This window comes from Streptomyces sp. NPDC055815 (assembly GCF_053616475.1).
This window is the reverse complement of sequence record NZ_JBSHDU010000001.1, coordinates 154585-168704: the sequence shown is the minus strand read 5'-3', so window position 1 is coordinate 168704 and position 14120 is coordinate 154585. Positions and strand designations below refer to the sequence as shown.

Sequence of the window (14120 nt, the reverse complement as noted above, 5' to 3'; positions counted from 1 at the left end):
CGATGAGCGGGAGACGGGAGAACCCCATGACACACCGGCCGGCCCTGGCCGCCGCCCTGGTGCTCACGCTGGCCGCGGGCGGCTTCGCGGCCTGGGAGGGCCGGAGCTGGTACGCCGCGGCCCACGACGACTCCGCGGCGTACGCCGTGCAGCGCGACCGGGCGCTCGCGGCCGGAGAACAGGCCGTGCAGAACCTCAACACCCTCGACCACCGGCGCGTGGACCAGGGCCTCGACCTCTGGGAGACCTCGACGACCGGCGAGCTCCATCAGCAACTGGTCGACGGCCGGGCCGAGTTCACCAGCCAGGTCAAGACGGCGAGGACGGTGACCACGGCCCGGGTGCTGTCCGGCGCCGTCACCGAACTCGACGACAGGGCGGGGCGCGCCCGGCTGCTCGTCGCGCTGCGCATCACCGTCACGACCCCCGACAGCAAGAGCACGGAGAAGGACAGCCGCATGCTGGGCGAACTGACCCGCACCGACGGCCGGTGGAAGCTCAGTGCCCTGGGGCAGGCCCCCGTGGGCGGCACCGCGACCGGTTGACCGGACCGTCCCGTACGCGAGAGCCGCACGCACCCGAAAGGACCCGCACGATGCCGACGCCCCGCCACCACCTCAACCGCCGGCGCCGCCGCCAGGCCCTCGCCGACCAGTCGCCCCCCGCGTCCAGGACCCACGCGCCGGTCGCCCTCCTGCCGGAACCCCAGCCACAGCCCGAGCGGGAACCGGAGCCCGACCCGGGCACCCCGGAGCCGGCCCGAGGCGGGACACGGAAGCGCCGCGTCTCCCCCCTGGTCCTCCTCTGCGTCCTGACCCTGCTCCTCGGAGGCTTCGCGGGCTGGGCACACAGCAGGGCGGGCGAGCTCCGGGAGGACCCGGCGCGCGGCAACACGGCCCTCACCGACCTCGCCCGGACCAGCGAGATCAAGGGGCAGACCGTCGCCGCGGTCGCCGCCCTCTTCTCGTACGACCACGCCGACACGGGGCCCTTCGAGCGGGCGGGGAAGACCCTCCTCACCGGCAAGGCGGTGGCCCAGCACAAGACGCTGTTCAGCGGGGTGCTCGCCCAGGCCGCGAAGCAGAAGACGGTGATCACCACGACCGTCACCGACAGCGCGGTCGAGCGGATCGACGCCGACCGCGCCCGGGTGCTGGTCTACGCCGACCAGAGCAGCGTGAGCACGGCGGGAAGCGGCAAGGCGAAGACCGATGACCGGGGTGTCTACGCGGGAGCCATGTTCGCCCTGGACGTCGTGCGCCGCGACGGCCGCTGGCTGGTCGAGAACATCGACACCTTCGGCCGCTGACCCGGCCCCGGCGGAGGTGACACCGGCGCGACCGGGATCTCCCCGCCGGCGCCTGGTCCCACGACGGTCGTCAGAGCGGTACGACCGTCGTCTCCGTCGCCTTGACGCTGGTCCAGACGGACACCCCGTCGGCGAGCCCGAGTTCGGCGGCGGCCTGCGGGGTGATCTCCGCGACCAGGTCGGGGACGCCGTCGGAGCTGACGAGCACCCGCAGCCGGCTGCCGCTGGCGGTGATCTCGCGTACGGTGCCGGGCCAGACGTTACGGGGGCTGCCGGCGGGCTTCTCGCGGTGGACGGACACCGCCTCGGGCGCCACGATCGCGAGCGCCGGGGTGCCGACGGCCGGTGGGTCGGCCGCCACGAGGCTGCCGCCCTCCGCCAGCGCGAGGCCTTCGGCGGTGGCGGTGCCGGGCCAGGCGTTGCGGCCGAGCATGCGGGCGACCCAGGGGGAGCGGGGGTGCCGGGTGACCTCGGCGGGGCTGGCGTCCTGGAGCGCCCGGCCGTCGTCGAGGACGAGGACGCGGTCGGCGAGGGAGACGGCCTCGACGGGGTCGTGGGTGACGATGAGGCAGACGCCGCCGAAGCGCGCGAGGTGGGTGCGCAGGGTGTGGCGGACGTGCGCGCGGGTGGTCTGGTCGAGGGCGGCCAGCGGCTCGTCGAGGACGAGGAGCCGGGGACGGGCGGCGAGCGCCCGGGCCAGAGCGACCCGCTGGGCCTGGCCGCCGGAGAGCTGGCCGGGGCGCCGGTGGGCGAGGTGGCCGACGCCGAGCCGGTCGAGCCAGCGCCGGGCCGCGCGACGGGCCTCGGCGCGGGCGACGCCCTGGGCGCGCAGGCCGTAGGCGGTGTTGGCGAGTGCCGACATGTGCGGGAAGAGGGCGCCGTCCTGCGGCACCCAGGCGACCCGCCGCCGGTGCGGGGGCAGCGCGGTGACGTCGGTGCCGCCGAGGGTGAGGTCCGCGTGGGCCCGGGGGGTGAGGCCCAGGAGGGCCCGGAGCAGGGTGGTCTTGCCGGCGCCGTTGGGGCCGACGACGGCGATGGTGGTGCCCGGTTCGGCGTCCAGGGTGAGACGGGTGAAGCCGGTGACCTCGGCGTGCAGCGACCAGCGTTCCCCGGACGGCTCCGCCTCGGCGGTGTCGGGAGCGGCGGTCCCGGGGTCGGGGTCCTCCACGGGCTCGGGGGCGGGCCGGGGCCTGCGGTCGGCCGGGGTGCCGGTCCACCGTCCCCGCAGGGCGATGAGCACGCCCATCGCGATGGCGAGCAGGAGCAGGGAGACGGAGGTGGCCGCCTCCGGCTCGTCCTGGAGCAGCAGATAGACCTGGAGGGGGAGCGTCTGGGTGGTGCCCGGCAGATTGCCGGCGAAGGTGATGGTCGCCCCGAACTCGCCGAGCGCCCGCGCCCAGGTGAGGGCGGCGCCGGCGACGACGCCCGGCGCCACCATGGGCAGCGTGACGGTGAAGAAGACCCGGACCGGTGAGGCGCCGAGGGAGGCCGCCGTCTCCTCGTACCGCGGCCGCAGTCCACCGAGCGCGCCCTCCAGGCTGATGACCAGGAACGGCATCGCGACGAAGGTGGCCGCGAGGACGGCGCCCGAGGTGTGGAAGGGGAGCGTGATCCCGAACGTCGACTCCAGCCATGGCCCGAGCAGTCCGCGACGCCCGAACGCGAGGAGCAGCGCCACACCGCCGACGGTGGGCGGCAGGACCATCGGCAGCAGCACCAGCGAGCGGACGAGCGCCTTGCCGGGGAACCGCACCCGGGCGAGCAGCCACGCCAGCGGCACGCCGAGCAGCAGCGAGAGCCCGAGCGCCCAGAAGGAGACGAGCAGCGAGAGCTTCAGCGCCGTGACCGTGCCCGGCGCGCTCAGATGCCCGGCCAGCTCGTCCCACTCGGTCCGCGCGAGGATCCCGATCAGGGGCAGCGTCAGGAACGCCACGGCAAGCAGCGCGGGCACGGCCAGCGTCAGCGGCGGACGGGTGCCGGACCTACGTGTGCCGGTGTGTTTCATGGAGTGACCCCGCAGAGATGACGACATGAGGACGAGGGGCTGTCTGCTCCCCCGAGCCGGACAGCCCCTCACGATCCGAACGACCCCGGATCCGCTACGGCTTCTGGAAGCCGGCGTCCAGAAGGATCTTCTGCCCCTCGGGCGAGGAAAGCCAGGCGACGAACGCGGCCGCGGCCTCGGCGTTCTTCGAGTCCTTCAGCGCGGCGGCCGGGTACTGCGCGATGGCGTTCTGCGCGTCGGGGATCTCGACGGCGTCGACCTTGTCCTCGGCGCTCGCGGCGTCCGTCTTGTACACGAGGCCGGCGTCGGCCTCGCCGAGCTCGACCTTGCTGAGCACCGCGCGCACGTTCGGCTCCTGGGAGACCGGCTTCACGGTGATCTTCTGCGCGTCGAGGACCTTCTTGCTGTACTTGCCGGCCGGCACCTCGGGCGCGGCGAGGACCACCTTGAGCTTGGTGTCCGCGAGGTCCTTGAGCTCGTCGACCTTGAAGGGGTTGCCCTTGCCGGTGGCGATGACGAGCCGGTTCTTCGCGATGACCGTCGGGGTGCCGGTCTCGGCCTTCACCTTGTCCATGCTCTTGGTGTCGGCGGTGACCAGGACGTCGGCGGGGGAGCCCTGCGAGACCTGGGCGACGAGCTCCTGCGAGCCGGCGAAGGAGAAGGTGAGCTTCGTACCCGGGTGGGACTTCTCGTAGGCGGCGCCTGCCGTCTTGAAGACGTCCGTGAGGGAGGCCGCCGCGAGCACCGTGAGGTCCGCCTTCGGCGCGGAGCTCGCGGAGCCGGAGGCCGGGGAGCCGTCGGTGTCCTTCGTGCCGTCCTCGCTCGAACAGGCCGCGAGCGGGACGAGCAGGGCGGCGGTCAGGACGGCGGCGGCCGTACGGCGTCTCACGGGGGTGAGGGTGAGGGACATGAGGCTCTGGACTCCTTGGGACGAACGGAAGCTGCGGTGGGAGGCCGGCCGCGCCGACGGCCGCTGGTGGTGCGGTACTGCGTGAGGGGTGGTCAGGTGCGGTCGATGTGCACGCTGGTCGACTTCACGCGGGCGGTGGCCTGCATGCCGACTTCAAGTCCCAGCTCTTCCACTGCCTCGCGGGTGAGGAGGGAGACCAGGCGGTGCGGTCCGGCCTGGATGGTGACCTGGGCCGCGATGTCGCCGAGCTTGATCCCCGTGACGATGCCCGGGAAGGCGTTGCGCGCCGAGGTGTACGACGCGTCGTCGTCGCCCTGGGCGATCTCCGTGGAGAACGCGGCGAGCGACGTGCCGTCGATGACGCGCCGACCGCTCTCGGCGCGGTGCGTCGCGACCCGGCCCGCGTCCGCCCAGCGCCGAGCGGTGTCGGGACTCACGCCCAGCAACCGTGCGGCCTGCCCGATCGTGTAGGACTGCATGTGCGACACCGTAGGGCGCCTGGGCTCTCATCTGCAACAAGCCCGTAGGACCCTCCATCGCGAATGCGAGAAGGCCTGGAGAAAGGTACGAGGGGGGTGCGGTGCCCGCGCGCCGCTGCTGGCGATCCTCCACCCCCGAGCGGCTTCCCCGGGGAACGTCCGACAGGTATGTCGCCCCATTCGCTTGGCATCTACGATGATCCAACTCGCATTCGCCTGGTGAATGTGAAGTGCGGACCCGTCCGCGAACACCCAAGGAGTTCCGCATGCAGGTCGATCACCTTCTCCGCCTCGACCGCCTCGACCTCTCCCTGGTCTGGGGGGACGAGGCGCTCCTCGGCCAGGAGATCGGCGGCGTGACGGCGACCGACCTCGAGGATCCGGCGAGGTTCCTCCAGCCGGGCGAGATCGTCCTCAGCGGCCTCGAGTGGTGGGCTCGCGACGGTGACCCGGTCACGACCGACCGCTTCGTCTCCGCCCTGCGCGAGGCCGGCGCGGTGGCGCTGCTCGCCGGGGAGGAGACGCACGGCGAGGTGCCCGCGGAGCTGGCGGACGCCTGCCGGAGCCACCGGATCGCCCTGCTCGCGGTGCCGGCGCACACCACTTTCCGCGCGATCACCGAGGCCGTCCACCTCCGGCAGTGGGGGGAGCTCAGCCGCCGCCCCACGGATCACTACGCGCTCCCCGAGAACGTCCGCGTCGACCTCGACCGGGCGCTGGAGCGAGGCGCGTCACCGGGCGAACTCCTCGACCTCTCCTTCGCCCACCTCGGCACCCCCGCCTGCCACCTGCTCACCGGCAGCGGCCGCACGGTCGCCCGGACGGCGACGGCGCCCGCGATCCCGGCGCAGCGCGCGGTCGAGGCGCTGCGCGGCCGCGACGGCACGACCGTGCGCGTCGAGGCCGACGACACCGTCTTCGACGCCTGGTACCTGCACCTGCCGGAGGACGGCCACGTCCCGCCCCGGATCCTGCACGAGATCGGCGCACTCGTCGGCCGACACCGCCGCCTGCAGGACCGGCGGGCCGCACCCCGCAGGCAGGCGCACCAGGACCTCGTGACCCGGGTGGGCGCGGCCTACGAGGAACCGAACGGTCTGGACGAGACCCTGCGCGCCTGCGGGCTCACCGACGCCGCCGCGTACACCGTGGTCGTCGCGGCCTCGGACAACACGGAGGACCCCGGCGACGCCGCGGCCGCCCTCACGGAGGCGCTGCGGCACCGGTGGCCGGGCGCGTCCGCCGTCGCCGGACGCCCGGAGGGGGAGGCCGTCGCCGTGCTGGCCCACGAGCAGGACCGGGAGGGCGAGGAGGTGTCGGTACGGCTCCGCGAGGTGTGGCCGCTGCTCCACGCCTGCCGCCCCGGAGCGGCCCTCCACGCCGGGGTCAGCGACCCCGTGCGCAGGCCCGCCGACCTCGGGAGCGCCCTCGCCCAGGCCCGCTACGCCCTCGGCGGCGCCCGCTCGACGGCGCCGGCGGCCGCGCGCGTGGCGCGGCTCGCCGACCTCGCCGACCTCAGGACGCTCCTCGCCGGCATCCCCGCCGACGTGCGGGCCGTGTACCGGGACACCGTCCTCGGCCCGCTGCTGCGCGCCGGCAAGGGCGCGCACGCGCCCCTCCTGGAGACCCTGGAGGTCTTCCTGGCGCACAACTGCTCCTGGGCCAGGACCGCGGAGGCCCTGCACCTGCACGTGAACACCGTCCACTACCGCGTCGACCGCATCCAGGTCCTCACCGGCCGGGACCTGTCCCGCCTGGACCACAAGCTCGACCTGAGGGCCGCCCTGCTCTGCCGCTGACCGGGCGCGGCTCAGGGAAGGTCGATGTGCACGCTGGTCGACTTCACCCGCGCGGTCACCGTCACGCCGACCTCCAGGGCCAGCTCCTCGACGGCCTCGCGGGTCACCAGCGACACCAGGCGGTGCGGCCCCGACTGGACCTCGACCAGTGCGGCGACGTCGTCGACCCGTACCGCGGTCACGATCCCGACGAACGAGTTCCGCACGGAGGTCGGCACGTCGTCCTCCGGCACGGCGTACGGCCCCGCCCCGCGCTCCGCCGCGAAACGGGCCAGCGCCACCCCGTCGACGACCCGCCTGCCGGACCCGTCGCGCTCCGCGCCCAGCTTGCCCCCGTCCGCCCACCGGCGAACGGTCTCCGAACTCACTCCGAGCAGCCGCGCGGCCTGCCCCATGCTGTACGACGGCACACCGGCACTCTAGCCCCACGGGCTGTAGCCGCTCCGGGCGCCGGGGCGGCTATCCCTCCTTCTGGTCGTCCTGGTCGTCCTGGTCGGAGGCGCCGGGCTCGTAGTCGGCCAGTTCGCCACGCAGCGAGCCCAGGGCGGCCGTGGGGCCCTCGCGGAGGACGGTGAGGAAGCTGCTGAGCGGGTGGTGCCGGGGGCGGGCGTCGTAGTCGATGCCTTCCGGGTCCCGGTACTCGTCCAGGCGCGCGAACGGCACGATCACATAGGGCCGCCCGGACCACGGGTGACTGTCGGCGGGCTCCGGGTCCATGCGCCACTCCGTGCCCCGGGTGCGGTTGTGGACCTCGCCGACGTACCAGCAGGCGACCTGCACCAACGGGGTGTGCTCCTGGGCGAACAGGTCGTCCACGGACGTGAGGTGCTCACGGACGAGGGCTTCCACCCGGTCGAGGGAGCGCTCGCCGAAGTCCCAGCCACCGCCGTGGCCGCGGCTCCAGTCCTCGAAGCCGCGCTCCTGCAGGCCCAGCCACGCCGCGAGGCGGGGATTGCCGGCGTGCTCCTTGTCGATGCGCTCGGCGACGGCGTGCTCGTCCTCGCCCTCGTCGCCGTCCTCGGCGTCCCAGATTTCATTGCTCACGGCAGCTAACCCTAGCTCTTCGTGTGCGCGTAAGGTTCGTGAATCTGCACGGAGTTAACACACGCCACGCCACCGAAACGACGTTGCGCCGGCAAAGTGTCGCCCTAGGATCGGACCGCTCGTGCGGCGCCCACATGAGCATCGGGGGCCCTGGCGCCACACGGCCGGACTCTGACCCGTGGGGGCTCCCGGGGGAAAGCACTGTGAAGCCAGCACGAATAGCAAGCCGCTGGCGCGCGCTCAGGAACAGCCTGCTCGCGCTCGCCTGCGCCACCGTCATCACCGTCACCGGCCAGCCCGTCACGGGAGTCGGCGTCGCCGAAGCCGCGCCGACGCCCGCGCTGAAGCCCGGCAAACGGTGCGACGAGATGTACGGGGTGAAGAACGTACCCACCGGCGGTCTTCCCCAGGGCGACGCCTCCCGCGCGGTGGACCGCTGGGACACGTACGAGTACACCAACCCCGGTCTCCAGTTCGACGGCCTCAACCCGACCCAGGCCGAACTCGACGCCGCGGGCACCGACTACAAGAAGTTCGACCACAGCGACCCGAGGCGCATCTACGCCCGCTTCAACGCGCAGACGCGGTGGAAGAACTTCGGCGACTACCTGTCGAAGGTCTACATCCCGAACCAGGGCTACGACGCCCGCGGCAAGGCCTTCATGGGCAAGGTCGTGCGCGAGATGGGTCTGACCGGCCCGGACTGGATCTGCGAGAAGGAGTTCTGGTTCAAGGACCCGGACACCGGCGAGCGCTACAAGCGCCGGCTCGACGCCTACAACAAGCGCACCCGGGAGATCGTCGAGGCCAAGTCCAACGGCAGCCCCGACGGCCGGGAGAAGCCCGCGGACCGCGCCTGGGCCAAGAACCAGGGCTGGCGCTCGTACAAGTACACGTACGTCTTCGCCGAGAACCAGACCCGCGACGCCAAGAACTTCATGAAGGAGCTGAAGGACAGCGCGGGCAAGGACGCGCTCGGCCGCGACCGGGTCCGCACCTACGACTACCAGGCCCACCACAAGGGCCTGCCCCCCAAGGGCACCGAGAACGGACCGTACCGCGCGAACGGCACGACGATGTCGCCCGGCAACGGCACCTCCACCGGGTCCCGCGGCTCCGGCAACCAGGTCATCAAACAGTCGCCGCCGAACCCGCAGACCCTCAAGGAACAGCTCGACCGACTGGGCAGGACCGGGCAGCGGTCCCTGATGAACCGCGGCCTCGGCGGCATCGACTTCACCACCCTCGACCTGCGGTACATCGGCAAGGGCAAGGGCGGCAAGGGCCTCGACTACGCCTTCTCCGCCAAGTCGGTGGAGGACGAGTACGCGGCCGGCTGGGGCGGCCAGGAGAAGGGCAACCTCATCTCCGACGCGTTCTTCACCTGGCTCGCCCTCGACCCGTCCACGTTCTGGGTGAACCTCAACCCGGACGAGCCGAACCGCATCATCGACGCCGGCTTCGGCAAGACCGACGCCGGCCGGGTGCTCCTCGAAGCCGACCTGGAACTGAAGCACGACATCTTCAAGGCCATGGACCCGGAGACCGAGGCCGGCCGCGACTTCATGAACGCCCTGCCCAAGCGCAACGGCTTCCCCTGCTGGGCCGGCTTCCGCTACTGGATCGAGCCGGAGACCGCGGTCGTGCGCGAGCAGGACGGCGGCATCCACATCCTCGACACCCCGCTCAAGCTCTCCACCGTGCCGCAGGAGACCCAGACCCAGCCGCCCGGCGGAAAGGGCTGCGACCTGACCGAGGCGGAGACGCAGCAGTCCGACCGCGTCCTCGACCGCTACATCACGCCCCTGGTCGCGGAGAAGGTCAACAACGGCGACTACTACGCCGATCTGCGCCGCGTCTACACCGCCCGCGTCGCCGCCGAATGGGTGCGGCAGAACGCCGCCGACATGCCCGCCGAGTACCGCAGGATCATCAACAGCAACGACGTGAGGCGCTGGCCGCTGCGGGCTCCGCACCAGGACTGGACCGGCAAGCAGGTCTGGGAGCGCTACTACAAGGCCTTCACCGAAGGCACCTTCAAGTACAAGTGGGACAACGGCGAGGACGTCTACGTCTACACCGTCGGCGGGGTCGACTTCTCCAAGCAGCCCAAGCGCAACATGAACCCGGTGCTCTTCCGCACCGAGCAGCGCTACAAGCCCCGCACCGTCGGCTTCGCGGTCGACACCATCGCCGACGACCCGAACAAGCAGGGCTACCTGATGTTCGGCGGCAACAGCGCCGGACACTCCGAGGCCGGCACTCCCACCCCCACCCCCACGCCGACCGGCACCGGCGAGCCGACCCCGAGCCCGACCGGCACGGGGAAGCCCACCCCGTCCCCGACCGGCAGCCAGTCCCCGGGCGGCCCCGGCGCCACCACCCCGCCCGGCCCGACGGACCCCGACGGTGACCTCGCCGACACCGGCAGCAGTGCCCCCGTCGGCCTGATCGTCGGCATCGCCGCCGCCGCGATCGCCGCGGGCGGCGCACTCGTCTGGTGGCGCCGCCGCCGGGCGAACACCGACAGCTGACCCGCACGACAGAAGGGCCCCTTCCCGTACGGGGGAGGGGCCCCTCTCATGTACGGGGAGGGCGCCCCGTCGCGGCCAGCTGCGCCTCCGCCCGGGCCAGGAGCGTGTCCAGGACGACGGGATAAGCGCTGTCGTTCATCCGCTCCGCGAGCAGATGCGCGGTCGCGGCGATGTGCGGATGGGTCTCGGCCGGCAGCCGCGCGTACGTGGTGGTCCACATCTCCTCGTCCGCCTCCCGCACCTCGTCCTTGATGGCCAGCGCGCCCGCGTCCAGGGCGGCGAAGGCCAGCGCCAGGTCGATGAAGGCGTGGTACACACCGACGGCGTCCGCGTCGCGGAAGCCCGCGCCGCGCAGGATCCCGAGGATCGTCTCGTCCACCTCGATCTCCCGCGGACGGCCGGTGACCCGGCTCGCGGTCAGCAGCGCGGCCTCCGGATGGGCCAGGTAGGAGGCGTGCACGGCCAGGCCGAGCGCGCGCAGGTCGGCACGCCAGTTCCCGGTGGCGGTCCAGCTGTCCAGGGCCCGCCCCATCAGCTCCTCGCCGATGGCCCGGGTCAGGCCGTCCAGGCCGGCGAAGTACCGGTACACGGTGCTCGGGTCGGCGCCGAGGGCCGCCCCGAGCCGGCGTGCGGTCAGGCCTGCGCTCCCGTGCTCGCGCAGCATCCGCAGCGCCGTCCGCACGATCAGCTTCTCCGACAGTACGGTGCCCTGCCGGGTCGGCCGCCGCCTGCGCCGTTCCGCCTCGGGAACCACCTTCTTCGGCATCGCGCCACCACCCCGTCGCTTCTCCCGCTCCTTATGCCAACGCCGTAGACCTTAACCGGCGGGATCGTGTTCCATCGGCTCGTCCCCGGGCGATCGCCTGGACGGACTCGACGAAAAGGTGTGTGACATGCGTGTACTTCTCGTGGGTGCGGGCGGCGTCGGAACCGCCGTCACCCGAATCGCGGCCCGCCGTGACTTCCTGACCCACATGGTCGTCGCCGACTACGACCCCGCCCGCGCGGAGGCCGCCGTCGCCGCGCTCGGCGAGGGGGAGGACCGGTTCAGCGCCCACCGCCTGGACGCCTCCGACGAGGAAGCGGTCCGCCGTCTCCTCGCCGAGGAGAACTGCGACGTGCTCCTCAACGCGACCGACCCCCGGTTCGTGATGCCGCTGTTCCAGGCGGCGCTCGCCGCCGGCACGCACTACGTCGACATGGCGATGTCGCTGTCCGTGCCGCACCCGACCGCCCCCCACGAGCAGTGCGGGGTCAAGCTCGGCGACGAGCAGTTCGCCCTGGCCGAGGCCTGGGAGAAGGCCGACCGCCTCGCCCTGGTCGGCATGGGCGTCGAGCCCGGCCTGTCGGACGTGTTCGCGCGCTACGCGGCGGACGAGCTCTTCGACGAGATCGAGGAGCTCGGCGTCCGCGACGGCGCGAACCTCACCGTCGAGGGCTACGACTTCGCCCCCTCCTTCAGCATCTGGACCACCATCGAGGAGTGCCTCAACCCGCCCGTGGTGTACGAGAAGGACCGCGGCTGGTTCACCACGGCCCCCTTCAGCGAGCCCGAGGTCTTCGACTTCCCCGAGGGCATCGGCCCCGTGGAGTGCGTGAACGTCGAGCACGAGGAGGTGCTCCTCATGCCCCGCTGGGTGGACGCGCGCCGGGTCACGTTCAAGTACGGCCTCGGGGACGACTTCATCGCCAAGCTGAAGACCCTCCACGAGCTGGGCCTCGACTCCACGGCCAAGGTCACCGTCCCCGGCGCGGACGGCCCGGTCGAGGTCTCGCCGCGCGACGTGGTCGCCGCCTGCCTGCCCGACCCGGCCGGCCTCGGCGACCGCATGAAGGGCAAGACCTGCGCGGGCACCTGGGTCAAGGGAACCAAGGACGGCGCGCCGCGCGAGACGTACCTGTACCACGTCGTCGACAACGAGTGGACGATGCGCGAGTACGGTTCCCAGGCCGTGGTCTGGCAGACCGCCCTCAACCCCGTGATCGCCCTGGAACTGATCGCCGACGGCACGTGGAAGGGGAGCGGGGTCCTCGGCCCCGAGGCCCTGCCGCCGCGCCCGTTCCTCGACCTGCTGGGCGCGTACGGCGCTCCGTGGGGGCTGCGCGAGGAGCTTCAGCGCTGACGCCGCGCGCGCCCACTCGGGATCAGGGGCGGTGCCGCACGAAGCTGAGGTAGGCGAAACCCTCGCCCTCGCGCGGCGCCCGGGTCCAGGACCGGGTGGTGAACGTGCGCAGCCTGCCCTGGGCCAGGGCGAAGCGGGGCAGCGAAAGGCCGAGCACGGTGTGCAGGGCCTCCAGGACCCGCCGTTCGTTGTCGACCGCGCTGTCCTCCGGACGGAAGAGCAGGGTCGGGTCCAGCTCCTCGGGGAGGGTGCCGGAGCGCTGGATGTCCGTACCCCGGACGGTGAAGGCGTAGAGCTCCCGGCCGTGTTCGGCCACCGACAGGTGGAACGTGACCGGATCGTCGGCCGAGGACGGGCGCCTGGGGTCGCACCACAGGACCACCGCGCGGCCGGACGCGGAGGCGGCGGCCGCGGGGGAGTGGAACAACGCGTGCAGGTGGCGGTGGGAGTAGCCGTCGAAAGCGAAGGCCCATGCCCCGGCACTGCGGCCGACGGCGACCACCGCCCGGTCCTCCCAGAGCTCCACGCCGTCGCGCTCGTGCGGCTTGGGCGCCCGCCAGGAAGCCCCGCGCGGATCCACGGGTGGGCCGAGTTCGGCCCCTTCCTCCCCGATCAGGGCCGGAAGACGCGCGGGGTCGACCCCCTCGACCCATGCGCAGCGGTAGCCGTCGAACCGCTGCCGGTTGCCGGCCGGCTCGGTCAGCCACGCGAGGCCCGGCGGGTCGAGATCCGGCACCGGCGCGGGCGCGGGCCCCGTCTCGCCCGACCTCGGTGTCCCGAGGAGCTCCCGGCCGCGCTCGGGGGTGACCAGCGACCCCAGGACCGGATCGGCGAGCAGACCGACGGGGGCGATCAGCAGGGGGCCCGGCGCCTCCCACAGGGGCAACGCCTCCCGCAGCATCCGCCAGGCCTCGTCGGTCTGTCCCCAGCGGGCCGCTTCCCGTGCCTCCGCGACGGCCAGGCCCCACGGCCCGGGCGGCGCGTAGCGGTAGGTGCCGTCCCGCATCGCGGCATGGACGGTCTCGGCGGTCTCCTGGTCGATCCCGCGCGCGGTCATCGTCCTGACCCAGTGCTCGGCCCCGCCGGGCCGCCACTCGTTCCGGGCCGCCGCCATGGCCTGCACCGGGAGGAGCTCGGGCAGATAGCGCGGGTCGGCCACCAGGAGGTGGCCGTAGTCCCGGGCGCCGCCGGGAGCCAGCAGATGCCGTATCTGGTCCAGCAGGACGGCGCTCCGGGGCCGGCCGAAGGACCGCGCCTCCTCGAGCAGGGGCACGGCCTCCTCGTACCGTCCGCGCAGGGCGAGCAGCCGGGCCGCGTCCACGTGGCCGTCCTGCACGCGCGTGGTCGCGTTCACGAAGTCGGGGCTTCCCGCGCGATCGGCGTGGAATCCCCGGTATATCGCCTCCATGTACGCGCGGAACGACGGGTAGCGGTCGGGCAGTTCGCCGCTCCAGCCCTTGTAGACGTAGAGCGCCCACTCGCCGTCCTCATCGCTGTCGTCCGGGTCGAGCAGCGCGTGCGACATGTCGGAGTCCGTCTCCAGCCGCAGCGCCCGCCGCCACATCCCGGCCAGTAGGACGTCCTCCTCGCGGGGATTCTCGCCCAGGTTCTCCTCGTACAGCGGGGTCATGTCGTAGGGGTCCCGGAACCATCCGATGTCCGCGACGCCCCCCAACTGGTAGACCCCGGCGGTCTGTTCCACATACCAGCCGTCACTCACGGCCAGGAACTCCCGGTACGAGGGCGGCAGCCGCCGGCCCAGCCGCTCCTCCGCCGCGGAGAGGGCGCTCTCGTCCGCCCCGGGCACGCCCAGGGGAGCGACGGCGGCCTCCTCGTCGTCCCCGTCGGCGGGCGGCACCCACTCCTCCTGCCAACGCCGAAGGAACCCATGCCAGTCGAAGGACGCATCGCTCATGG

Annotated in this window: 12 protein-coding genes; 5 read left to right on the top strand and 7 right to left on the bottom strand. The window is 72.8% G+C overall.

Going from position 1 to position 14120, the window contains the following annotated elements; all coding sequences use genetic code 11:
- Positions 1-2 precede the first annotated feature (2 nt).
- A complete protein-coding gene (locus ACWGN5_RS00895; RefSeq protein ID WP_453510330.1) occupies positions 3-545 on the top strand; it encodes a nuclear transport factor 2 family protein in 543 nt (180 codons plus the stop codon).
- A 50-nt stretch (positions 546-595) separates the two neighbouring features.
- Complete coding sequence (locus ACWGN5_RS00890) at positions 596-1309, top strand: hypothetical protein (RefSeq protein ID WP_453510329.1); 714 nt, start codon at positions 596-598, stop codon at positions 1307-1309.
- Between the two features lie 70 nt (positions 1310-1379).
- Here the strand turns inward: ACWGN5_RS00890 and ACWGN5_RS00885 are convergent, their stop codons facing one another.
- From ACWGN5_RS00885 to ACWGN5_RS00875, 3 genes are all read right to left on the bottom strand, one after another.
- Positions 1380-3314: an ABC transporter permease gene (locus ACWGN5_RS00885; protein WP_453510327.1), complete on the bottom strand. Its 1935-nt coding sequence runs from the start codon at positions 3312-3314 to the stop codon at positions 1380-1382.
- A 94-nt stretch (positions 3315-3408) separates the two neighbouring features.
- Positions 3409-4224, bottom strand: coding sequence for a molybdate ABC transporter substrate-binding protein (modA, locus tag ACWGN5_RS00880; protein ID WP_453510326.1), 816 nt, complete (start codon positions 4222-4224; stop codon positions 3409-3411).
- Positions 4225-4316: 92 nt separating this feature from the next.
- On the bottom strand, positions 4317-4703 hold the full coding sequence (locus ACWGN5_RS00875; RefSeq protein WP_453510325.1) for a TOBE domain-containing protein: 387 nt from the start codon (positions 4701-4703) through the stop codon (positions 4317-4319).
- Between the two features lie 266 nt (positions 4704-4969).
- On the opposite strand from ACWGN5_RS00875, the gene ACWGN5_RS00870 reads away from it, so the two are divergent.
- Positions 4970-6502, top strand: coding sequence for a PucR family transcriptional regulator (locus tag ACWGN5_RS00870; RefSeq protein WP_453510324.1), 1533 nt, complete (start codon positions 4970-4972; stop codon positions 6500-6502).
- Between the two features lie 11 nt (positions 6503-6513).
- On the opposite strand, the gene ACWGN5_RS00865 is transcribed toward ACWGN5_RS00870, so the two are convergent.
- Both ACWGN5_RS00865 and ACWGN5_RS00860 read right to left on the bottom strand, forming a co-directional pair.
- Complete coding sequence (locus ACWGN5_RS00865) at positions 6514-6912, bottom strand: TOBE domain-containing protein (protein WP_453510322.1); 399 nt, start codon at positions 6910-6912, stop codon at positions 6514-6516.
- Between the two features lie 49 nt (positions 6913-6961).
- Positions 6962-7546 (bottom strand): hypothetical protein, encoded by a 585-nt coding sequence (locus ACWGN5_RS00860; protein ID WP_453510321.1) that lies wholly within the window; start codon positions 7544-7546, stop codon positions 6962-6964.
- 203 nt (positions 7547-7749) lie between these two features.
- On the opposite strand from ACWGN5_RS00860, the gene ACWGN5_RS00855 reads away from it, so the two are divergent.
- Positions 7750-10080, top strand: coding sequence for an LPXTG cell wall anchor domain-containing protein (locus ACWGN5_RS00855; RefSeq protein ID WP_453510319.1), 2331 nt, complete (start codon positions 7750-7752; stop codon positions 10078-10080).
- A 46-nt stretch (positions 10081-10126) separates the two neighbouring features.
- Here ACWGN5_RS00855 and ACWGN5_RS00850 read toward each other — a convergent pair whose 3' ends face one another.
- The gene (locus ACWGN5_RS00850) at positions 10127-10846 is read right to left on the bottom strand and encodes a TetR/AcrR family transcriptional regulator (protein WP_453510318.1); all 720 of its coding nucleotides are present in this window, start codon (positions 10844-10846) and stop codon (positions 10127-10129) included.
- Between the two features lie 127 nt (positions 10847-10973).
- Between ACWGN5_RS00850 and ACWGN5_RS00845 the strand changes: the two genes are divergently transcribed.
- Complete coding sequence (locus tag ACWGN5_RS00845; RefSeq protein ID WP_453510316.1) at positions 10974-12203, top strand: saccharopine dehydrogenase family protein; 1230 nt, start codon at positions 10974-10976, stop codon at positions 12201-12203.
- Between the two features lie 22 nt (positions 12204-12225).
- On the opposite strand, the gene ACWGN5_RS00840 is transcribed toward ACWGN5_RS00845, so the two are convergent.
- Positions 12226-14118, bottom strand: a complete 1893-nt coding sequence (locus ACWGN5_RS00840; protein ID WP_453510315.1) for an SMI1/KNR4 family protein — start codon at positions 14116-14118, stop codon at positions 12226-12228.
- Positions 14119-14120 lie beyond the last annotated feature (2 nt).